This is a genomic window from Acinetobacter sp. Tr-809, from assembly GCF_011753255.1.
GTDB lineage: Bacteria > Pseudomonadota > Gammaproteobacteria > Pseudomonadales > Moraxellaceae > Acinetobacter.
Genome location: NZ_VWVZ01000008.1, coordinates 55,300 through 76,852, shown reverse-complemented (window position 1 = coordinate 76,852; position 21,553 = coordinate 55,300). Strand labels below are relative to the sequence as shown.

General features: G+C 43.4%; 24 protein-coding genes and 2 tRNA genes. 21 read left to right on the top strand and 5 right to left on the bottom strand.

The features are described from left to right. Positions 1-7 precede the first annotated feature (7 nt). The 3 genes from F3J02_RS16440 to F3J02_RS16430 all read left to right on the top strand — a co-directional run bounded on the left by F3J02_RS16440 (position 8) and on the right by F3J02_RS16430 (position 1,673). On the top strand, positions 8-673 hold the full coding sequence (locus F3J02_RS16440; RefSeq protein WP_167250996.1) for an RluA family pseudouridine synthase: 666 nt from the start codon (positions 8-10) through the stop codon (positions 671-673). Between the two features lie 24 nt (positions 674-697). Continuing rightward, entirely contained in the window at positions 698-1,171 is a 474-nt protein-coding gene (locus F3J02_RS16435; protein ID WP_167250994.1) for a GNAT family N-acetyltransferase, read from the top strand. A 136-nt stretch (positions 1,172-1,307) separates the two neighbouring features. Beyond that, positions 1,308-1,673 (top strand): ribonuclease E inhibitor RraB, encoded by a 366-nt coding sequence (locus F3J02_RS16430; protein ID WP_167250992.1) that lies wholly within the window; start codon positions 1,308-1,310, stop codon positions 1,671-1,673. A 61-nt stretch (positions 1,674-1,734) separates the two neighbouring features. Here the strand turns inward: F3J02_RS16430 and F3J02_RS16425 are convergent, their stop codons facing one another. After that, positions 1,735-2,202 carry an Lrp/AsnC ligand binding domain-containing protein gene (locus F3J02_RS16425; RefSeq protein WP_005186529.1) on the bottom strand — a complete coding sequence of 156 codons (468 nt, stop codon included), beginning with the start codon at positions 2,200-2,202 and terminating at the stop codon, positions 1,735-1,737. Between the two features lie 139 nt (positions 2,203-2,341). Between F3J02_RS16425 and F3J02_RS16420 the strand changes: the two genes are divergently transcribed. From F3J02_RS16420 to F3J02_RS16405, 4 genes are all read left to right on the top strand, one after another. Continuing rightward, positions 2,342-3,598: a D-amino acid dehydrogenase gene (locus F3J02_RS16420; protein WP_167250990.1), complete on the top strand. Its 1,257-nt coding sequence runs from the start codon at positions 2,342-2,344 to the stop codon at positions 3,596-3,598. Between the two features lie 23 nt (positions 3,599-3,621). After that, the gene (gene alr / locus F3J02_RS16415; protein WP_167250988.1) at positions 3,622-4,725 is read left to right on the top strand and encodes an alanine racemase; all 1,104 of its coding nucleotides are present in this window, start codon (positions 3,622-3,624) and stop codon (positions 4,723-4,725) included. A gap of 9 nt (positions 4,726-4,734) precedes the next feature. Beyond that, a complete protein-coding gene (locus tag F3J02_RS16410; protein WP_005186540.1) occupies positions 4,735-5,094 on the top strand; it encodes a RidA family protein in 360 nt (119 codons plus the stop codon). A gap of 189 nt (positions 5,095-5,283) precedes the next feature. Then, positions 5,284-6,717, top strand: coding sequence for an amino acid permease (locus tag F3J02_RS16405; protein ID WP_167250987.1), 1,434 nt, complete (start codon positions 5,284-5,286; stop codon positions 6,715-6,717). A gap of 67 nt (positions 6,718-6,784) precedes the next feature. Here F3J02_RS16405 and F3J02_RS16400 read toward each other — a convergent pair whose 3' ends face one another. Further along, positions 6,785-7,666 carry a LysR family transcriptional regulator gene (locus F3J02_RS16400; RefSeq protein WP_167250986.1) on the bottom strand — a complete coding sequence of 294 codons (882 nt, stop codon included), beginning with the start codon at positions 7,664-7,666 and terminating at the stop codon, positions 6,785-6,787. Positions 7,667-7,831: 165 nt separating this feature from the next. Between F3J02_RS16400 and F3J02_RS16395 the strand changes: the two genes are divergently transcribed. From F3J02_RS16395 to F3J02_RS16365, 7 genes are all read left to right on the top strand, one after another. Further along, a complete protein-coding gene (locus F3J02_RS16395) occupies positions 7,832-9,349 on the top strand; it encodes a CoA-acylating methylmalonate-semialdehyde dehydrogenase (RefSeq protein ID WP_167250985.1) in 1,518 nt (505 codons plus the stop codon). Between the two features lie 14 nt (positions 9,350-9,363). Further along, positions 9,364-10,254, top strand: coding sequence for a 3-hydroxyisobutyrate dehydrogenase (gene mmsB, locus F3J02_RS16390; RefSeq protein WP_171526159.1), 891 nt, complete (start codon positions 9,364-9,366; stop codon positions 10,252-10,254). Between the two features lie 78 nt (positions 10,255-10,332). Continuing rightward, a complete protein-coding gene (locus F3J02_RS16385) occupies positions 10,333-11,982 on the top strand; it encodes an AMP-binding protein (protein ID WP_167250984.1) in 1,650 nt (549 codons plus the stop codon). Positions 11,983-11,992: 10 nt separating this feature from the next. Next, positions 11,993-13,120, top strand: a complete 1,128-nt coding sequence (locus tag F3J02_RS16380) for an acyl-CoA dehydrogenase family protein (protein WP_167250983.1) — start codon at positions 11,993-11,995, stop codon at positions 13,118-13,120. A gap of 21 nt (positions 13,121-13,141) precedes the next feature. Beyond that, a complete protein-coding gene (locus F3J02_RS16375; protein ID WP_167250982.1) occupies positions 13,142-13,915 on the top strand; it encodes an enoyl-CoA hydratase in 774 nt (257 codons plus the stop codon). 13 nt (positions 13,916-13,928) lie between these two features. Beyond that, positions 13,929-14,954 carry an enoyl-CoA hydratase/isomerase family protein gene (locus F3J02_RS16370; protein WP_167250981.1) on the top strand — a complete coding sequence of 342 codons (1,026 nt, stop codon included), beginning with the start codon at positions 13,929-13,931 and terminating at the stop codon, positions 14,952-14,954. 117 nt (positions 14,955-15,071) lie between these two features. Continuing rightward, entirely contained in the window at positions 15,072-16,433 is a 1,362-nt protein-coding gene (locus F3J02_RS16365; RefSeq protein WP_167250979.1) for an MFS transporter, read from the top strand. A gap of 75 nt (positions 16,434-16,508) precedes the next feature. Here the strand turns inward: F3J02_RS16365 and F3J02_RS16360 are convergent. Next, positions 16,509-16,584 (bottom strand) — tRNA-Gly (locus tag F3J02_RS16360). A 41-nt stretch (positions 16,585-16,625) separates the two neighbouring features. After that, positions 16,626-16,698, bottom strand: a tRNA-Gly gene (locus tag F3J02_RS16355). A gap of 190 nt (positions 16,699-16,888) precedes the next feature. Here F3J02_RS16355 and F3J02_RS16350 point away from each other — a divergent pair. From F3J02_RS16350 to F3J02_RS16330, 5 genes are all read left to right on the top strand, one after another. After that, positions 16,889-17,197, top strand: coding sequence for a BolA family protein (locus tag F3J02_RS16350; RefSeq protein ID WP_004801908.1), 309 nt, complete (start codon positions 16,889-16,891; stop codon positions 17,195-17,197). A 9-nt stretch (positions 17,198-17,206) separates the two neighbouring features. After that, complete coding sequence (locus F3J02_RS16345) at positions 17,207-17,596, top strand: SirB2 family protein (RefSeq protein WP_167250977.1); 390 nt, start codon at positions 17,207-17,209, stop codon at positions 17,594-17,596. An 82-nt stretch (positions 17,597-17,678) separates the two neighbouring features. Next, positions 17,679-18,521 carry a ParA family protein gene (locus F3J02_RS16340; protein ID WP_004801912.1) on the top strand — a complete coding sequence of 281 codons (843 nt, stop codon included), beginning with the start codon at positions 17,679-17,681 and terminating at the stop codon, positions 18,519-18,521. Positions 18,522-18,530: 9 nt separating this feature from the next. Then, complete coding sequence (locus F3J02_RS16335; RefSeq protein ID WP_167250975.1) at positions 18,531-18,920, top strand: hypothetical protein; 390 nt, start codon at positions 18,531-18,533, stop codon at positions 18,918-18,920. A 210-nt stretch (positions 18,921-19,130) separates the two neighbouring features. Further along, complete coding sequence (locus F3J02_RS16330; protein WP_167251120.1) at positions 19,131-19,721, top strand: LysE family translocator; 591 nt, start codon at positions 19,131-19,133, stop codon at positions 19,719-19,721. A gap of 16 nt (positions 19,722-19,737) precedes the next feature. Here the strand turns inward: F3J02_RS16330 and F3J02_RS16325 are convergent, their stop codons facing one another. Then, complete coding sequence (locus F3J02_RS16325; protein ID WP_167250973.1) at positions 19,738-20,373, bottom strand: DedA family protein; 636 nt, start codon at positions 20,371-20,373, stop codon at positions 19,738-19,740. Positions 20,374-20,581: 208 nt separating this feature from the next. Here F3J02_RS16325 and F3J02_RS16320 point away from each other — a divergent pair, with 208 nt between their 5' ends. Both F3J02_RS16320 and F3J02_RS16315 read left to right on the top strand, forming a co-directional pair. Then, on the top strand, positions 20,582-20,998 hold the full coding sequence (locus F3J02_RS16320; protein ID WP_167250971.1) for a DoxX family protein: 417 nt from the start codon (positions 20,582-20,584) through the stop codon (positions 20,996-20,998). A gap of 146 nt (positions 20,999-21,144) precedes the next feature. Further along, a complete protein-coding gene (locus F3J02_RS16315; protein WP_167250969.1) occupies positions 21,145-21,516 on the top strand; it encodes a NirD/YgiW/YdeI family stress tolerance protein in 372 nt (123 codons plus the stop codon). Positions 21,517-21,553: the final 37 nt, after the last annotated feature.

Below are 21,553 nucleotides of genomic sequence, written 5' to 3'. Positions count from 1 at the left end.
TTATTCCATGCCTTTAAATGACAACTTTATTTATGCTCCGCCACAAGATCCTTTAGACATCGTTTATGAGGATGAGGACTTGCTGGTGATCAATAAACCTGCGGGGCTATTGTCTGTGATGGGGCGGTTACCTGAACATCAGGATAGTGCCTATTTGCGAGTTTTGGACAAATATCCTGCTGCCAAAGTCACTCATCGTCTGGATATGGCAACTTCGGGCTTACTTATGTTTGCCAAACATCGTGATGCAGAAGTCGCAGTCAGTAAAATGTTTCAGGCACGAACCGTCAAAAAATACTATGTGGCATTGGTACAGGGGAAAATTCAGTCAGAAGGCAGTGTGGAAGTGCCGTTAATTACCGATTGGGAAAATCGTCCACGTCAGATGGTACATTTTGAATTGGGTAAGCAAGCCAAAACCTTATTTCAATGCATGGCATATGATGCAGCAACCGATCAAAGCCGTGTACGTCTAGAGCCTGTCACAGGTCGTTCGCATCAATTGCGGGTACATATGATGCATATTGGTCATCCAATTATGGGGGATAAACTCTATCATCCTGAACCAACCAAATTTCATTTAAAACGGATGGCATTGCATGCCGCCTATTTAGCATTTCAACATCCACTCAAGCTGCATGAAGTTGAAATCCATTCTGAGGTAAAGTTCTAAGCACAACTATAAATAGGCAAGATCATGTATTCAATTCAATCTGTTTTCTGGAAGCTATTGGCACAGGCACAACAAGATCAATTAAAAACATTGTTGTTAGAGGCTGATCCGAGTTGGGCGGAGATCGAAACATATCTATTTGATTCAAAAATTTTTGTGATCTTGAATGATCAAGCACAGATCATCGCCCAACTTTGTTTACTCGAAACGGATGATCAAGCTGAAATTAAGAATTTGACCGTGGCGGATGGCTATCAAGGACAAGGCCTAGCCAAAGCATTGATTCAACATGTAATCGAGTCTGCCAAACAGCTGAATACACACATCTTATGGGTTAAAACAGGCAATTCCAGTCTGAATCAATTGGCACTGTATCAAAAGTGTGGGTTTCGTCTGTCGCATATTGAACGAGATGTTTTTAAGGACTACCCAGAACCGATCTATGAAAATGGCATAGCTTGCCTTGATCAGGTGGTACTTGGCATCGTATTAGGCTGAGATACCGTAGTCTCAGGCCGTTTACTTTGATCGTTTTTTGACTACAATATTGCTATTAATCCGTCTAAAAAATGACATAAAAATCGGTTAATCTATAGCCAAATATCAAGTCCAAAACACAACAAAGGATATTTATATGACTCGCGACTATAACCAATTCCCAGACAATGATAATGGCAACGTGCTATGGCAGATGGTTGAAGATGGTAATGAACTCAACGAGCCACATGAAGTCGAATTTTCGATTGTTTTTGAAAAACAAGAACAAGTAGAAAAATGTGCCTTGCATCTTTTACATCAAGAACAAAAAATTTCACTTTTTCAGGAAGAAGTACATTCAGATGGTTCAGATCTTTGGGTGCTGAACATTCATGTCAATATGATTTTGGAATATGAAGATATTGAAGACTTGGAAGAGTGGATGACCAAGATCGCCAAAGAGTTCAATGGTGAATATGATGGTTGGGGTTGTATGAGCTATATTTATGATGAAGATGAGTAAACCATCTCAAGTTCGATCAAATAAAAGCCCTTCCATTAGGGCTTTTTTGTTGCGGGCAAGTTTATATACCCATATCTAAATATAAAGACTCTTTAACTTCTTCCATCACAATATAGCTATGTGAAGAAGCAGAGGCAGGCAGTTTTTTTAATAAATCACCTAATAGGCGTCGATAAGCACTCATTTCTTTTAAACGTGCCTTTACCAAATAATCAAACTCACCTGAAATGAGATGGCATTCCAATACCTCTGGAATATCAACCAAATCACGTGCCACCTGATCAAATACATCACCAGATTTGGCAGATAGTTTGATTTCCAGAAACACTAGTAGGCTGCGATCGACATAGGCTGGGTTGAGTCGAGCATAGTAGCCCACAATGATCCCTTCGCGCTCCAAACGCTTCACTCGTTCCGAGCAAGGTGTTGTGGACAGGTTGACTCGTGAAGCAAGTTCACTGATCGCAATTCGGCCTTCGCGCTGCAAAATATCTAAAATCAGGCGATCAATACGGTCTAATTTACGCATAGAAGATTCCCTTTTATTTTAATTTTTTCGCGACAAAAATATTAAATTACCTAGATTATAGTCATAAAATCAGTGAAAAAAACTATTGATCCAAAAATATACTAGTTAAATAACCTAGTGTGTGCGTGAGGGATCTATTATGCGCGTAATCGTTTTAGGAAGTGGCGTCATTGGTGTGGCAAGTGCCTATTATCTTGCACAACAAGGTGCGCAAGTGACTGTACTTGACCGTCAATCAGGCCCTGCAAAAGAAACCAGTTTTGGTAATGCAGGCCAAATCTCCCCAGGATATTCAACACCGTGGGCAGCGCCTGGCATTCCTTTCAAAGCCGTAAAATGGATGTTCCAGCATCACGCGCCATTAGCCATCAATATTGATGGCAGTATGTGGCAGTTGCAGTGGATGGCACAGATGCTGAAGAACTGTAATCCACAAAGCTATGCGGTGAATAAAGAACGCATGATGCGTGTGGCAGAATACAGCCGTGACTGCTTACGCGATCTCAGAGCACAAACAGGGATCAATTACGAAAACCGCGCGAAAGGAACCTTACAGGTGTTCCGTAACGAGGCACAACTTGAAGCTGTGCAGCGTGATATTCAGGTACTCAAAGAATGTGGTGTGGACTTTGATTTATTGAACGCTCAAGAGTTGGGTACTGTAGAACCTGCCTTAGCGCATACTGATAAATTGGTGGGTGGTTTACATCTGCCGAATGATGAAACGGGTGATTGTTATCTGTTTACCAATGCCTTGGCAAAATTGGCACAAGACTTGGGCGTGGAATTTAAATTCGATCAAAACGTTGAAAAATTGATTGTTGAAGGCGATGAAATCAAAGGTGTCATGGTCGATGGTGCGATTTTAACAGCCGACCGTTTTGTGCTGGCTTTTGGCAGCTATTCACGTGATTTCCTCAGACCACTGGAATTAAATTTGCCTGTATATCCAGTGAAAGGCTATTCACTCACGATCCCGATTGTGGAACCAAAATTCGCTCCGCAATCAACGGTATTGGATGAAACTTATAAAGTTGCTTTGACACGTTTTGATCAGCGTATCCGTGTTGGTGGTATGGCTGAGCTCAGTGGTTTCAATCTTGGTCTAAAAGAAGATCGTCGTGCAACCTTAGAAATGGTGACACAAGATCTATTCCCAGGTGGTGATCTTGCTCAAGCATCGTTCTGGACAGGTTTACGTCCGATGACACCTGACAGCACACCTATTATCGGTGCAACGCAATATAAGAATCTGTTCCTAAATACAGGTCATGGCACTTTAGGTTGGACCATGGCTTGTGGTTCTGGAAAATTGATCAGTGATCTGGTCATGAATCATCGTCCAGACATCAGCACTGATGGCTTGTCGATTCAACGTTATTCACACGCCGCATAATTGAACATACAAGGAAGTATCGTATGCCTCGTCCAATTACTGCGGTCATCCATACCCAAGCCTTAAGCCAAAACCTAGCGGTGGTCAGGCAGTCGGTACCCGACAGCAAAGTGTTTGCTGTGGTCAAAGCCAATGCTTATGGGCATGGGATTGAACGTGTTTATGAATCTTTTAAAAGCGCAGATGGCTTTGCCTTACTCGATATCGATGAGGCAAAATGCTTACGTGCTTTAGGTTGGACAGGCCCGATTTTATTGCTGGAAGGTATTTTCTCCCCACAAGACTTATTTGATTGTGCGCAGTACCAATTAAGCTTTACGGTACATAGTGAACAACAAGTGGAATGGCTACAGCAACATATCTATCCAGCTCAATTTGATATTTTCTTAAAAATGAACAGTGGTATGAACCGACTTGGTTTTAAACCAGAACAGTATCGTAAAAACTGGCAACATTTAAATCGTTTTCCTAACGTGGCCAGTATCACCCATATGATGCATTTCTCCGATGCTGATGGTGACCGTTTTGGGCAAACTGGAATTGAGTATCAACTCAAGCAATTCGAAGCTACGATCCAAGGTCTACCTGGGGAAAGGTCTGTCAGTAATAGTGCTGCAATCTTAAGATATCAAACCCAATTGCAATCAGATTATGTCCGTGGTGGCATCATGCTGTACGGCAGTTCTCCCGATTATCCTAAACACACGATTCAGGATTGGGGTCTTGCACCGAGCATGAGCCTGCGCAGTGAAATTATTGCCGTGCAAGAACTCAATGCCAATGAAAGTGTTGGCTACGGCTCTAGCTATGTGGCCGAGCAACCAATCCGTATTGGTATCGTGGCGTGTGGCTATGCCGATGGTTATCAACGGATTTCAGCCACTGGTACGCCAGTTTTGGTCAATGGAATTAGGACCCAAACCATTGGGCGGGTCAGCATGGACATGCTGGCTGTGGATCTCAGTTCGATCAGCGATGCCGATGTTGGCAGTGAAGTGGTGTTATGGGGTCAGTCTAGTTCAGGAACAGTTTTACCCATTGACGACGTTGCAGCAACTTCAGGCACCATCGGTTATGAACTGATGTGTGGCGTGACTGCGCGCGTTTCATTTATAACTCAGGAATAAGGATTTATCATGTCACATTCAGATATTCAAAAGCTCAATACCAATGAAGTGATGAGTGCAGTCACAGTATTCAATAAGGTGGTGTATTTGTCTGGTCAGGTGCCTAAAAATGCCGACTTAGATATTGAAGGACAAACCCGTGAAGTACTTGCAACCATTGAACAACTTTTGGCTTCAGCAGGGACGGATAAATCTCGTCTACTCTCAGCGCAACTATTTTTAAAAGATCTTTCAGATTTTCCTGTGGTGAATACGATCTGGATTGATTGGTTGAAAGGTCATGTTGCACCTTCACGTGCCACCATTCAGGCCGATTTGGTCAATCCAAAATGGTTGATCGAAATTGCAATTGTTGCAGCACAAAAATAAAGCGATCCGCTTTATCTTTGTTTAAAAATATAAAAAAAGAAGAAAAGTAACGTATTTGCAGTAGATAAAACGTAGTCAGATACGTATTTTCTTGCAATCGAAGATGAGTCAGCAGTCTTAAAAAGACAGCTAAGGTATGGCGCATAAATCAAGGCTGACTCATTTAGGAAAGAGTAAAAGGAACTTAAGATGACGGTTACACAGCATCAGTCAGAAGGCGAGCAATCGCCCCAAGACTTACAAAGAAAACTTTCAAATCGCCATTTGCAATTGATTGCAATCGGCGGTGCCATTGGTACAGGGCTCTTTATGGGCTCAGGCAAAACCATCTCCTTGGCAGGCCCATCGATTCTGTTTATTTACATGATTATTGGTGGGATGTTCTTCTTCTTAATGCGAGCACTCGGTGAATTGCTGCTTGCCAACCTGCACTACAAATCTTTTGTTGATATGGCACATGACCTGATTGGCCCATGGGCTGGCTACTACATGGGCTGGACTTATTGGTTAGGTTGGGTACTGGTCGGTATTGCCGACTTGGCGGCCGTGATCAATTATCTCACCTTCTGGCTGCCTGAAGGCACCATGTTTACTCCAATTGGACAGGCTGCCATTAGTGCAGGCTGTGTGCTATTTGTGTTGTTCTTAAACCTACTCACTGTGCGCCTATTTGGTGAAATTGAGTTCTGGTTTGCCCTGATCAAGATTTTGGCGATTATTGGCTTGATTGGTGTCGGTGGCTATATGATCTTTAGCCATTTCCATGCACCTCATGGCACTGTTGCTTCACTTAGCAATGTCTGGTCGCATGGTGGTATGTTTCCAAAAGGTCTGGATGGTTTCTTGGCTGGTTTTCAGATCGCGGTATTTGCCTTTGTCGGGGTAGAATTGATTGGAACCACCGCTGCTGAAACCAAAGACCCGCATAAGAATTTGCCAAAGGCCATTAATGCGATTCCGATTCGCATTATCTTGTTCTATGTGTTGGCATTATTGGTGGTGATGTCAGTCACACCGTGGAATATTATCCGTGCAGACAAGAGCCCATTTGTCGAATTGTTCTTAAATGCTGGGATTGTGACATCGGCCATCATCATGAATTTAGTGGTACTGTCTTCAGTGATGTCTTCGATGAATAGTGGCGTATTCTCCACCAGCCGGATGCTGTTTGGTTTATCTAAAGATGGCCAGGCACCCAATGCCTTTGGTCGTTTATCCAAAAGTGCCGTGCCTGCCAATGGTTTGATTTTCTCTTGCGTATTCATCATGGGTGGTGCGGTACTACAATACTTTGTACCGAATACCCTTGAAGCTTTCACGCTGGCGAGTTCACTGTGTGTGATTCTATTCATCAGTGTCTGGAGTCTGATTATGGTCTGCTATCTGCGCTACCGTAAGCTACGTCCAGAACTGCATGCACAATCGAAGTTTAAAATGCCGGGTGGCGTATTCATGTCTTATATGGTGATTGCCTTCTTGTTATTTGCTTTGGTGATTTTGGCACTTGAACCAGATACCTTAAAAGCACTTTATGTTAGTCCATTGTGGGTAGTCATTTTGGCCGTGACTTATCAGCTGATGTATAAACCACGCATGAAAAAACTGGGTCGCGAATTGGCATAATAATTCATATCTGTTGAGTAAAAAACCGATCTCCATTGATCGGTTTTTTATGGTCTGGCAATGGTGTTTAATCCACCAATAAGTGCTGGTATTGATCAGCCTGTTTGCGTAGATAATCCCAGACCAGTTTAATACGGGGTTCGTGTTGCAAATCGACAAAAGTCAGCATCCAAAAGGTATGGGTGTAACGCACTTGTTGTTCTAATACTGTTTCAAGTTCAGGTTTATCATCGGCTAAAAACTTGGGCAAGATGGCGAGTCCTGCACCAGAACTGACAGCAATTTGCTGTGCCAAAATACTACTGCTACGGAAATTAGCGTTGAGTTTTAAAGGTAAGCGTTCCAAGCAGTACAACTCAGGGCTATAGACCAGATCATCTATATAATTCACAAAGCGATGCGAAGTTAAATCCTGTAAATCACGGATGGGTGGGTTGAGTGACAGATACTTTTTACTGCCATAAATTTTTAAACAATAATCCGAGAGTCGCGTAATGATATAGGGACCAGAGGTGGGTCGTTCAATCGAGACCACAATATCTGCTTCACGATGCGACAGTTTGATCATTTTCGGCACTGGAATCAGGTCAATGGTGAGCGAGGGATACTGTATGGAAAACTCTGCTAACAAGCGCGCCAAAAATGCGGTACCAAAACCTTCAGGTGTGCCAATTCGCACACGACCCTGCAACGGTTGATGCGGTTTTTCAATTTGCAGGAAAGCGTATTCCATTTGCTCAACCCGCGGCACCAGTGCTAAACCCTCCATAGTCAGCTCATAGCCAGAGGCTTCGCGTTTAAACAAGGTAATGCCTAAAGCTTGTTCTAAAGCCTGAATCCGTCGCGCAACAGTACTATGCTCAACCCCAATAATACGGGCGGCATTGGTTAGAGTTTTGGTACGTGCCAACACTAAAAAAAACTGTAGATGATCCCAATCCACTTTCATTGTTATGGTCTTCCTTGTGCATATTTGCACAATGATCGTGCATTAATTTGCGTTGGTGGTCAAAGCTTTCTTTGCTAGTCTCGAATAAAACCTGAATAAAGAAAATACGACGATCGATATTTTCTAAACACTGAACACAATAAAAATACGGCCTATGGAGAGGTTATGAACACAATCCAAAATATTCAATTGGAAACAGCCAAGTTACTCATTAACGGCAGTTTTATCGAATCTGAAACCCAACAATGGCAAGACATTATTAATCCTGCAACGCAGGAGGTGATTGGTCGTGTGCCATTTGCTACGGTACAGGAAGTCGATGCGGCAATTCAGTCTGCACAAGCAGCGTTTGCGTCTTGGCGTCAAACCCCGATTCAGGCACGTATGCGTATCATGCTGAAACTGCAAGATTTGATTCGTGCAAATATGAAGGAGATTGCACAGGTATTGACTGCGGAACAAGGCAAAACTTTGGCAGATGCCGAAGGTGATATTCAACGTGGTTTAGAAGTGGTTGAGCATGCCTGTTCAGTCGGTACTTTACAGATGGGTGAATACGTTGAAGGCGTGGCGCGTGGTGTAGATACCTATACCTTACAGCAGCCTTTGGGCGTGTGTGCGGGCATTACCCCATTTAATTTCCCAGCCATGATTCCATTGTGGATGTTTCCAATGGCAATTGTATGCGGCAATACCTTCGTTTTAAAACCATCAGAACAAGACCCATTGTCGACCATGATGCTGGTCGAACTCGCGATTCAGGCAGGCATTCCAGCAGGGGTGTTGAATGTGGTGCATGGTGGTAAGGAGGTGGTCGATCGCCTGTGTACGCATCCAGATATTAAAGCCATTTCATTTGTCGGTTCGACTGCGGTGGGCACGCATGTGTATAACCTTGCAGGACAACATGGCAAACGTGTGCAGTCGATGATGGGTGCGAAAAACCATGTCGCGGTAATGCCTGATGCCAATAAAGAACAAACGCTGAATGCTTTAGTTGGTGCAGCATTTGGTGCAGCAGGGCAACGTTGTATGGCTTTGTCTGTTGCGGTGATGGTTGGAGATAGCAAACACTGGATTGCAGAGTTAGTCGAAAAAGCCAAAACGTTAACTGTTAATGCAGGGCATGAACCGAATACCGATATAGGTCCTGTGATTTCAAAACGTGCCAAAGCGCGGGTACTGGATTTGATCAATAGTGGTGTTGAACAAGGTGCAGAACTGTTACTCGATGGGCGTGATGTTCAGGTACAAGGTTATGAGGCAGGCAACTTTGTCGGAGCGACGATTTTCAGTGGTGTAAATACTGACATGCGCATTTATAAAGAAGAAATCTTTGGGCCTGTGCTGTCTATTATTTGTGTTGATACGCTTGAAGAGGCGATTGCGCTGATCAATGCCAATCCATTTGGTAATGGTGTGGGATTATTTACTCAAAGTGGGGCGATTGCGCGTACTTTCCAGAACCTGATTGATATCGGTCAAGTCGGCATTAATATTCCTATTCCTGTCCCGGTACCGTTCTTTAGCTTTACAGGCTCTCGTGGTTCAAAACTTGGTGATTTAGGTCCTTATGGCAAACAGGCTGTACAGTTCTATACCCAAACCAAAACCATCACCAGCCGCTGGTTTGAAGACAGCCACGAAGTGGGCGGTGTCAATACCACCATCAGTTTACGTTAATAAGGGGATCACGGATGAATATCGCCTTTATCGGTCTAGGCAATATGGGCGGCAGAATGGCCCAAAATCTGCTTAAAGCAGGACTTACAGTCTATGGTTATGACCTCAGCGAAGTGGCGATTCAGCACTTTGCCGAGGCAGGTGGTGTGGTGTGTGATAGCCCTCAAGCGGCTGCCAAACAAGCTGATGTACTGATCAGCATGTTACCTGCGGCAAAACATGTCAAAGAAGTCTATCTCGGTGAAAATGGTGTGTTAGAGGTATTGAAAGCAGGTAGCTTATGTATCGATAGCAGTACCATTGACCCGAAAACCATCAAGGACATTGCTGCGATTGCGCAGAGTAAAAATATTCATATTTGTGATGCGCCTGTTTCGGGTGGCACCATCGGTGCACAAGCAGGTACCTTGACCTTTATGGTGGGTGCCAATGATCAGACTTTTGATGAAGTCAAACCCGTACTCAGCCACATGGGCAAAAACGTGGTGCATTGTGGTGAGGTGGGTGCGGGTCAAATTGCCAAAATCTGCAATAACTTGATTCTCGGGATTTCTATGGCTGCCGTGGCAGAAGGTATGGCGCTCGGTGCCAAACTGGGCATTGATCCAAAAGCCTTGGCTGGTGTGATTAACACCTCAAGTGGTCGTTGCTGGAGTTCGGAAGTCTGTAATCCATGGCCACAGATTAATGAAAATGCACCAGCTTCGCGTGGCTATCAAGATGGTTTTGCCACGCAGTTGATGCTGAAAGACCTTGGGCTTGCAGTAGAAGCGGCAGGACAGGTCAAACAACCGATTGTGTTGGGTGGGATGGTGCAGCAGCTGTATCAGCAAATGTGTATGCGTGGCAATGCGCATCTCGATTTTTCCAGCATTATTCAGCAATACCTGCCGCCAGAGGCATAACAGCTCAAGCCAAAGGATGGCTACCAAAAAATTAAACCCTGTCATGAATAACAATCAAAGCAGACTGAGGGAACACAGATGTTGAATTATAAAGAGACGGTACAGGCTTTTGATCTGCAAAGCACAGCAACACAAATGCTGTCAGGTTCAGTCGATGCACTAAATGCCTGTTATGAATGTTGTGATCGCCATGCGCATGACGACAAGATCGCGTTGTATTGGCAAGGTAAAGATGGTCGAAAAGAACAATACACCTTTCGCCAGTTACAGCAATGGTCGAGTCAATTTGCCAATTTCTTAAAATCTCAAGGTGTAAAAGCTGGTGATCGTATTTCAGGATTACTGCCGAGAACACCGGAGCTATTGGTGACGATTTTTGCCGCTTGGCGAATTGGTGCGGTATATCAGCCTTTGTTTACTGCATTTGGGCCGAAGGCAATCGAGCATCGTCTACAACTGGCACAAAGTAAGCTGGTGGTGACGGATACAGGTAACCGCAGCAAACTCGATGAAGTTGAGCGTTGTCCAGCGATTGTCACGGTTGCAGATCAGCAAGCGACACCGTTAAATCCAGAAGACTTTAATTTCTGGGATGAAGTTAAACAGCAGTCTGATCAATGTGAATTGGTGATGCGAACCATCCAAGATCCATTTTTACTGATGTTTACGTCGGGGACCACCGGACCTGCAAAACCTTTAGAAGTTCCGTTAAAAGCCTTACTGGCATTTGCTCGCTATATGCAAGATGCGGTTGGTCTTAGGGAAGACGATTCATTCTGGAATATTGCTGATCCAGGATGGGCATATGGTCTGTACTTCGGTATCACTGGCCCCTTATTTCTAGGGCACACCATTTTGTTCTATGACGGTGGTTTTAGTACTGACAGCCTATGTCAGATTGTGAAGGATTATCAGATTACCAATCTGGCGGGTGCACCTACAGCTTACCGCATGATGATGGCGGCTGACCCTGCTCAAATGGCCGGGTTAAAAGGTCAGTTCCGTGTAGTCAGTAGTGCAGGAGAGCCATTGAATCCAGAAGTGATTCGCTGGTTTAAACAGGTGTTGGATGCACCAATTTATGATCATTATGGGCAAACTGAAGTGGGCATGGTGGTGTGTAATCACCATGGTTTAAGCCATGAGGTTCGTGCTGGTTCAGCAGGGTTTGCCAGTGCAGGCTATCGTGTTGCCGTGGTGAATGAACAGGGCGAAGAATTGCCTGCAGATACGCCTGGGATTTTAGCAGTTGATATCAGCCAATCCCCGATGATGTGGTTTGGTGGCTATCATGAAACGCGTAAATCGCCTTTTATTGGGCAGTACTATTTGACAGGCGATACTGCCGAGTTGCATGCCGATGGCAGCATGAGTTTTGTTGGGCGCAGTGATGATGTGATTACCACTTCGGGCTATCGGATTGGACCGTTTGATGTGGAAAGTGCCTTGCTGGAACATGATGCGGTGGTTGAAGCGGCAGTGATCGGAGTGCCTGACCCAGAGCGTACTGAGGTGGTGAAAGCCTTTGTGATTTTATCGGCAGGCATTCAGCCTTTGGAGCAACTGGCTGAGGAATTGAGTCAGTTTGTGAAAAAACGCCTGTCTGCCCATGCCTATCCGCGTTTGGTCGAGTTTGTCACTGAATTGCCAAAAACCCCAAGTGGCAAAATTCAGCGTTTTTTATTACGTAATCAGGAAATTGCGAAACAGCAAGCGAAAGCAGGGTAAGGAAGATAAGATGCAATTAACTGAAGAACAAAGCTTAATTCGAGATATGGCGAAAAGCTTCGCCCAAGAACAAATCAAGCCCAATGCCAGTGACTGGGACCGACATGGCATTTTTCCGAAAGCTGCATTGGCACAAATGGGGCAACTCGGCTTTATGGGGATGCTGATTCCAGAGCAATGGGGCGGTTCCGATACAGGTAATCTCGCTTATGTCTTGGCGCTTGAGGAAGTGGCCGCAGCAGATGGTGCCACTTCAACCATCATGAGTGTGCATAACTCGGTGGGCTGTGTGCCGATTTTAAAATTTGGTAGCGATGAGCAAAAAGAGCGCTTTTTAAAACCATTGGCACAAGGTGAAATGATCGGTGCTTTTGCCCTAACTGAACCCCATACAGGTTCAGATGCAGCAGCGATTAAAACCCGTGCTGTGAAAGATGGCGATGACTATATTCTCAATGGTGCCAAGCAGTTTATTACTTCGGGCGACAACGCAGGCGTGATTATCGTCTTTGCCGTGACTAACCCCAATGCAGGCAAAAAGGGCATTAGTGCCTTCCTTGTGCCACGTGATACAGCAGGTTATGAGGTGATTCGAGTGGAAGAAAAACTCGGTTTACATGCGTCAGATACCTGTCAGATTGCCCTCACAGATGTGCGTATTCATAAAAGCCTGATGTTGGGTGCGGAAGGTGAAGGTTTAAAAATCGCGCTTGCCAATCTGGAAGGTGGTCGTATTGGTATTGCTGCACAGGCGGTGGGTCTGGCGCGTGCTGCACTGGAAGAAGCCACGCGCTATGCCAAAGAGCGTCTGACCTTTGGTAAACCAATTTTTGAACATCAGGCACTCGCATTCCGACTTGCTAGTATGGCGACCGAGATTGAAGCGGCTCGACAACTGGTGCACTACGCTGCACGTCTTAAAGAAGCAGGGCAACCCTGTCTAAATGAGGCTTCTATGGCTAAGCTATTTGCCTCGGAAATGACTGAGCGCGTCTGTTCAGCCGCATTACAGGTGTTTGGTGGTTATGGTTATCTTAAAGATTTTCCGATTGAACGCATCTATCGTGATGCGCGCATTTGTCAGATTTATGAAGGCACCAGTGATATTCAACGTTTAGTGATCGCCCGTAGCTTATAACAAGAGAACAAGGAATCGATGATGCAGTGGCAAACCATTTTATTAGAAAAACGCAATGGCGTAGGGTTGATTACTCTGAATCGCCCGCAAGCCTTGAATGCGCTGAATAGTGAATTGATTAGTGAGGTGAATCAGGCTTTAGATGAATTAGAAAAAGATCGCGAGATTGGTTGTATGGTGTTGGCAGGTTCAGAAAAGGCCTTTGCCGCAGGTGCCGATATTAAGGAAATGGCCGATCTGAACTTTCCTGACATTTATTTTGATGATTTTTTCCATCTTGCCGATCGTATTGCGCAACGCCGTAAACCGCTCATTGCAGCAGTTAGTGGCTATGCTTTGGGTGGTGGTTGTGAATTGGCACTGATGTGTGACTTTATCTATTGTGCCGAAAATGCCAAGTTTGGTTTACCTGAAGTGACTTTGGGTGTGATTCCAGGGATTGGTGGCACACAACGTTTAACTCATGCGATTGGCAAAGCCAAAGCCATGGAAATGTGCTTTACCGCACGACAAATGGGTGCAGTTGAAGCTGAGCAAAGTGGGCTGGTGGCACGTGTGTTTAGTAAAGAACAATTACTTGAACAAACCCTACAAGCCGCAGAAAAAATCGCTGCACGTTCTTTAACAGCCAACATGATGTTAAAAGAAACCATTAATCGCGCCTTTGAAGTGAATCTCACCGAAGGATTGCGTTTTGAACGACGTATGTTCCACTCCATTTTTGCCACATCGGATCAAAAAGAAGGTATGCAGGCTTTTGTGGAAAAACGTCAGGCCAAATTTAAAAATCGATAAGAGATCAACAACAATGAATATCGAAAATCAGTTAATGATTGAGCAAAAAGGTGGTCTTGGTCTAATTAGCTTAGATCGGGTCAAACATTTAAATGCCTTGTCACTGGAGATGATTGAGGGCATCTGTAGCCAACTGGAACTGTGGCGTTATGATGCAGCAATTCAGGCGGTCCTGATTAAATCGAATAGCCCCAAAGCCTTCTGTGCAGGTGGGGATATTCGCTATCTATATGATAGCTATAAAAATGATACGGCTGATTATAAAGGTTATTTTAGTGCCGAATATAAAATGCTGAATCTGCTACGTGAGTATGCAAAGCCTGTGGTGGTGGTGCTCGATGGTTATGTGCTCGGTGGTGGTTTTGGGCTAGCACAAGCGTGTCATATTGTGGTGAGCAGTGAAAAATCTCGATTTGCGATGCCTGAAACAGCGATTGGCTTTTTCCCAGATGTTGGTGCGACCCACTTCCTGTCTCGACTAGATGATATTGGGGTTTATCTGGCCATTACGGGCGAGCAGATCAGCAGTAGTGACGCCCTTTATTTAGATTTAATCGACTATCACGTACCCAGTGACAAGTTGGATGCTTTGCAAAATGCACTGATCAATGAATCGAACCTGAGTAAACAGAATATTGAGCATATTGTTGCTTGTTTTATTACTCGCCCTGCTGAAAGTGAACTGAAACAGTTGGCAGATGGTATTCGCAAACATTTTGGTTTTCAGCATTTGGACGAAATTGAGCAAAGTCTTGCGAATGAGCAGGATGAACAATTGCAGCCTTGGGCAGAAAAAATGCTCAGCATCTTGCAGCAGCGATCATTTATTGCCAAACAAACCAGTTTGAAACTACAACATTTGGGCCGTGGTCTTTCTTTGCCACAATGTATGCAACTGGAGCGAGACCTACAAGATATCTGGTTTGAACATGGTGATTTTATTGAGGGTGTGCGTGCCTTAATTGTAGATAAAGACAAACAGCCGCAATGGCAACAACGTAATCCAGAGCTAGAACAGATTTTAGAAAAACTCAGCTAAATCCAAATATTCATATTGACCAATCTCAGGAGTATTACAAAGTCTGACATGCTGATGGTCAGGATTGATGATCAGCAAAAAATATAAAACAAGAAAATCCAAGCAAGGAACATGATGATGCAAACAATACATGGAAACGGTTCATCTTCTAAAAAGTCATCCCATCGATTGGCGGGTATCTCCAGTATGGTAGGGACTACCATTGAATGGTATGACTTTTTTATCTACGGTGCGGCAGCAGCTTTAATTTTTAATAAATTATTTTTCCCTAATCTTGATCCGCTGACGGGTGTACTTGCGGCATTTGCGACCTATGCAGTTGGATTCATCGGGCGACCGTTGGGAGGTTTGGTGTTTGGGCATTTTGGTGACAAGATTGGTCGGAAATCGATGTTATTGCTCACGCTGATGTTGATGGGTATTCCAACGGTACTGATTGGTTTGTTGCCAACCTATGAGACGATTGGTTACTGGGCTGCAATTGGCTTGGTGATCCTGAGATTTATCCAAGGTATGGCCATGGGTGGTGAGTGGGGCGGTGCAGTGCTGATGGCGGTTGAACATGCACCAGAAGGTAAAAAAGGATTTTGGGGCAGCCTTCCTCAAGCCAGTACTGGCGGTGGCTTAATGCTCGCATCGATCGCACTTGGATTAGTTTCTTTATTGCCCGAGCAAGCCCTATTTAGTTGGGGTTGGCGGATTCCGTTTCTAGCGAGCATTATTTTACTGGCGGTCGGTTGGTATATTCGAGTCAAAGTGCCAGAGTCACCAGATTTTGAAAAAGTAAAACAGCAACAAGAAGAGATTAAAGTTCCTGCTTTACAGGTCTTTAAAAAGCATCCAAAGCAACTCATCACCATTATCGTAGCGCGTGCAGCCGAGAATGCATGGTTTTATATTGCTTCTACTTTTACTTTGGCCTACACCACCACACAGCTTGGCATTGCAAGACAAGAGATTTTATTTGCAACAATTTGCGGTGCAGCTGTGATTTTAGTGATGACACCATTATGTGGGCATTTGTCAGATAAAGTGGGGCAGCGCAACATGTTTATGTTTGGCCTATGTGTACTGGCACTGTATAGCTATCCATTTTTTAGCATGCTTAATACCAAAGATCCTGTATTGGTTTGGACTGCAATTGTACTGGCGATCGGGGTGGTGTTTCCGATTATGTACGCGCCACAGGCACAGCTTTTTGCCCGCCAGTTCCCCGCAGAAATTCGCTATAGCGGGATCTCGATTTCGGTGCAGTTAGCTGGGGTATTGGGTGGCGGTCTTGCGCCACTGATTGCGACAAAGCTACTCAGTGTCGGTGGCGGCAGTCCTCATCTGATTATGATGTATATTGGCAGTATGGCGGTGATTGCGATTATCTCGACCACCTTTATGCCACGTGATCGAAAATATGGTGTGGTAGAAACTGAGATGAAGAAACAAAGTCTCAATTTGGATGCCAAGATTACAGAACAGTCTTAATTTTATGTTCCACGTGGAGCATTATAATTTGCAAAGAAAAAAGCCCTAATCTTTCGATTAGGGCTTTTTTGAATCTGGAGCGGGAAAGGAGACTCGAACTCCCGACCCCAACCTTGGCAAGGTTATGCTCTACCAACTGAGCTATTCCCGCTAATTGAGCAGTTTTTACTAAAACTTACACTTAAAAATTTGAGCGGGAAAGGAGACTCGAACTCCCGACCCCAACCTTGGCAAGGTTATGCTCTACCAACTGAGCTATTCCCGCATGCCGTGTATAATACATTATGCAAAAATAGGGTCAATAATTTTATGCAAAGAAATTGATTATTTGCATAAAATTAAAGCATTTTCATGCAAAAAAAGCCTGAGAAAGCAAATTTTTGTACAAAAGTTTCCCTCAGATTCCGCTCATGTATACTAATGAGCTATCTCAATCTGACCTTACAGAGTGACTGATGAACTTAGAACAACAGTTGATTGAACATTTAAACACGCTTGCACCTACCCATCTTGAAGTGATTAATGAGTCGGCAGGGCATGGTGGATATTTCCCAGGTAAAGAATCACACTTTAAAGTCATCGTGGTAAGTGATGAGTTTCAAGGCCTACGCTTAGTACAACGTCATCAAAAAATTTATGCTGTTGCAGCGGAGTTGATGAGTCCTGGGAGAATCCATGCACTTGCGATTCATGCCTATGTCCCTAGCGAATGGCAAGGCCAAGCACCTGCCAGCCCTGAATGTGCACATGCACCAAAAAGCTAAGGATTAATGATGGATCTCTTCCTCACTAAAATTGTGCATATGTCCGCAGTGAGCTTATTGATCATTGCTTTTGTATTACGTGGCGCAACACTATTTGTTGGTGTACAAGACCAACAGCCCAATCCAAAAGCACGCAAAGGCTTGGTGGGATTACAACATCTATCTTTGACCTTAATTATTGTGACGGGGGCAGTTTTACTGTTCATGAACAATTTTGAGGTGCAGCCGTGGTTCTATGCCAAAGTGATTTTGTTCTTTGTGTTGTGGTCTTCTTTGATCAAAACCTATAAAAAGGACAGCAGCATTTTATTGCAACAAAGGCGTGCAGGATTACTCATTGGGACGGTGGCTATGGTGGGTATTCTCGGTTTGGTGATGATTAAGCCTGTTTTTGCCTGATTGTTTGACACATTGTTTGAGTAATTGTTTTGTCACTAGGTTAAACTGCATGCAGTTTACAAAAATATTATAGAGGGAAATCATGTTAACGCGTGTGGTGTTTAACCAAAAAGGTGGTGTGGGGAAATCAAGTATTACAGTCAATCTCGCTGCGATTAGTGCGAAACAAGGATTTAGAACCTTGGTGATTGATCTTGATCCACAAGCGAATTCAAGCCAATACCTTTTAGGTGAAGATGCAACCTATTCTGCCGACAAGGCAGCATTAGAGCCAAACATTGAAAACTTCTTTGATGATATTCTAGGCAGTACGCAGCAAAAAGGCTTAATCGGAAATGCGATTGGCTCAATCCTGAAAGCGCCACGTGGCAAAGGTTTAGACAGTTATGTACACCGTTCTTCTTTTGACAATCTGGATGTGATTCCTGCAAGCCCAAGCCTAGGTGCATTAGAACATGCGCTGGAAAGTAAACACAAAATTTATAAATTACGTGATTCGATTCAGTCTCTCAGTGCGCGCTATGACCGCATCTTTATTGATACACCGCCTGCGTTTAACTTCTTTACGTTATCTGCATTAATTTCAGCAGATCGCGTGCTGATTCCGTTTGATTGTGACGTGTTTTCAAAACGTGCGTTACAAACTTTGATTGAAAATGTGCTCGAAACCCAAGATGATCATAATGATCGCTTGGAGATTGAGGGAATTGTGGTCAATCAGTTCCAATCTCAGGCAAAATTACCTCGTGAAGTGGTTCAACAACTCAAAGATGAAGGTTTACCTGTGCTCGACAGCATGTTGCCACCATCGATCTTGATGAAAGAATCACATCAAAAGAATTTACCCTTGATTCATTTGGCATCTGACCATAAATTGACCGTCGCCTATGTGACCCTGTTCAATGAGATTGAATCAAAGAAATAAGAGAATCTTATGAAACGCTTATATTGGATGCCTGTTCTGGCAGCGGCTATGTTATTGGGTGCATGTGCATCAACGGTTAAGCCCGCCTATGTGTCACCTACACAATATCAAGCACTGAATTGCCAACAGTTGCAAGCCGAGTACAACCGTATTCAGCTTTACATTGAAAATGGTGTACAAACGCCAAAACGTACTGGTGTCGGGGTTGGTCTTGGACTTGGTGGTGGCTGGGGTAGAGGTGGCTGGGGCTTTGGTCCATCGATTTCGGTGAATATGGGACAGTCAATGAATACCAAAAATACTGAACTTGCCAATGTGTTGGGACAACAAGATGCAATTGTACAAGCAGCGAGATTCAAAGGCTGCCCAATCATTGTGAAGCAACGTCCAAAATCATAAATTTTGAGTGCTGATCGTTATGGTTCACGATGACGGTCAGCAACTAAATTATAGCAAAATGTTTCAAAATATAGTTATAAAAATCAAATAATTAAAATTTCAACTTGAGCTAATTGATTGATTTATTTTATTTGAGCAGCCCCTTAAAATTTGTATTCTTGCCCTAAATTCGTTTAAGGTGGCGGCCATGTATAGTCGTTCGGTATGTATATGATTGAGAGTTGGTTTTTTGTTTTGGCGATGTTGGCGGTATTGTTAATACCTGGTCCGACCAATGCTTTGCTTGCCAGTGCAACACATCAACACGGTGTACCTAAGACCATGACTTTTATCCCGATTGAATGGTTGGGGTATATGTATGGTATTAGTTTATGGGCGCTTTTCATTCATTTATTTGATCCGATTTGGCCAGCAATTGGGGCGATTCTGCATACGCTCAGTTTACTCTATGTGCTTTGGATGGCATTCCATCTGTGGAAAGGCTCACATTTACAAAAGCTTGATCAACATCATCAGCATATCCGTAAAAGACAGCTATTTTTATCGACTTTAAAGAACCCTAAAACGGTATTGTTGGCATCTGGTATTTTTCCAAGTGAAACCTGGAATTCAATGGAACAGGCTGCTTTAGTGTTTGCTATCTTTAGCTTAATTCTAATTCCTGTCAGTATTTTCTGGATGTTGTTTGGACGTGCTTTATTGGCGGGGAGTCTAGTTGGGCTCAAAGCCGATCATTTGTATAAAGGATCGGCAATGTTATTACTAATTTGTATGCTACCAATGATCTTTCGTCTGTTTTAAACGAAGATTCAATTTATTATGCCTTAACACCTTTCATTTTCTGGCGAATAAAACCAATCACACCTGGTAAGATACTGATAATAATGATACCGAAAATTAAATGGGTAAAATTATCTTTCACGATTGGCATATTTCCGAATAAATAGCCAAGGGTAATGAACGATGCGATCCAGCAGAATGCACCTACCACGTTATAGGTCAAGAAGTACTTATAGTTCATGCTGCCAGCACCTGCTACGAATGGTGCAAAGGTACGTGCAAAAGGAACAAAACGGGCGAAAATAATCGTCTTACCGCCGTGGCGCTGAAAGAACTGTTGGGTTTTAAGCAGGTGCTGTTTATTAATGAATCGTGAATTGGTTTCAAAAACACGTGGACCCACATAACGGCCAATATGATAGTTTAAGGTATCGCCAAGTACTGCTGCGATAAACAATAAAACGCCAAGTACCCATGGATCCATTGCCCCAGTGGACGCGGCTAATGCACCTGCAGCAAATAACAAGCTATCACCTGGTAAAAATGGCATCACCACCAAACCAGTTTCAACAAAAATAATTAAGAATAAAATGGCATAAATCCATACGCCATAATTGGTAATGAATTCTAAAAGGTGTTCGTCAACGTGCAGAATAAAATCAATGAGTTCCATGAAGGTGTTAACACTATGAATGTGGACTAAATCCTAGCAGTGCATCTGTAGAATGTCAGTATAAAAAGCAAATTAATTGGTAACTTTCCAGAATAGGTTTATTGTTGCAAATAAGGAACGATATGTTAACTAAATTGGTGTTTATTGCAAAATTAAAGATACATAAACTGTCTACATGTTAAAAAACAAACACACTGTGGAATCAATTATGTTTAATCCGAATGTTGTTGTAAAAAATATCGTAACTCAGTCTGGTGTATCAAACGTTGTAATTTTAGTTGCACGTTTATTAATGGCTTATATCTTTCTTGTTGCTGGGTGGGGCAAGATCGTTGGTTATGCGGGTACTGCTGGTTATATGGAATCAATGGGTGTTCCGGGTGTTCTATTACCATTGGTGATTCTGGTGGAATTTGGTGGTGGTTTGGCGCTGTTATTTGGTTTCCAAACACGCTTTGCATCTTTGGGTTTAGGGCTTTTTAGTATTATTACAGCCTTTATCTTCCATGCTGGGGCGGAGGATGCCATTAACTTTATGAAAAACTTTGCAATGGCTGGAGGTTTCTTCGCGTTAATGCTCTATGGTGCCGGTCGTTTTAGTCTAGACCATGTAATTGAAAAATAATTCATTGTGGAAAATTACCCCGCTCTAAGTAGCGGGGTTAAGCGTATGTGTCCATTACATTGATTACGCTTGATTACAAACTGAAGCCGACATCAGTACTTATTTCTGTTTAGATCAAAAGACTTGAGAATAAAATAGGACATGAAATGAAAAAAATCATCGCAAGTTGTGGAATTGTGATCTTAACGGGATTATCAACACTGACATGGGCAGGTAAAGATGACCATGTGATTGTACAAGAGGCTGCAAAGAATGTGGTTACGGTCAGTCAAGTTGCCAAACTGAAAGATGAAACGGGCGTGACGCTGACAGGACAAATCACGAAACATTTACAAAGTGATCATTATGAGTTCAAAGATCAAAGTGGCACGATAGGTATTGAAATTGATGATGATATTTGGCGTCAAGCTGGGCTAAAAGTCGGTGATCATGTGCGTTTAGTCGGTGAAGTAGATACGCATCGTTATAAACCGACAGATATTGAAGTGATTAAAATTGAAAAGCATGCGCATAAATAATGCCATTAAAAAAAAAGGAAGCTTAAGCTTCCTTTTT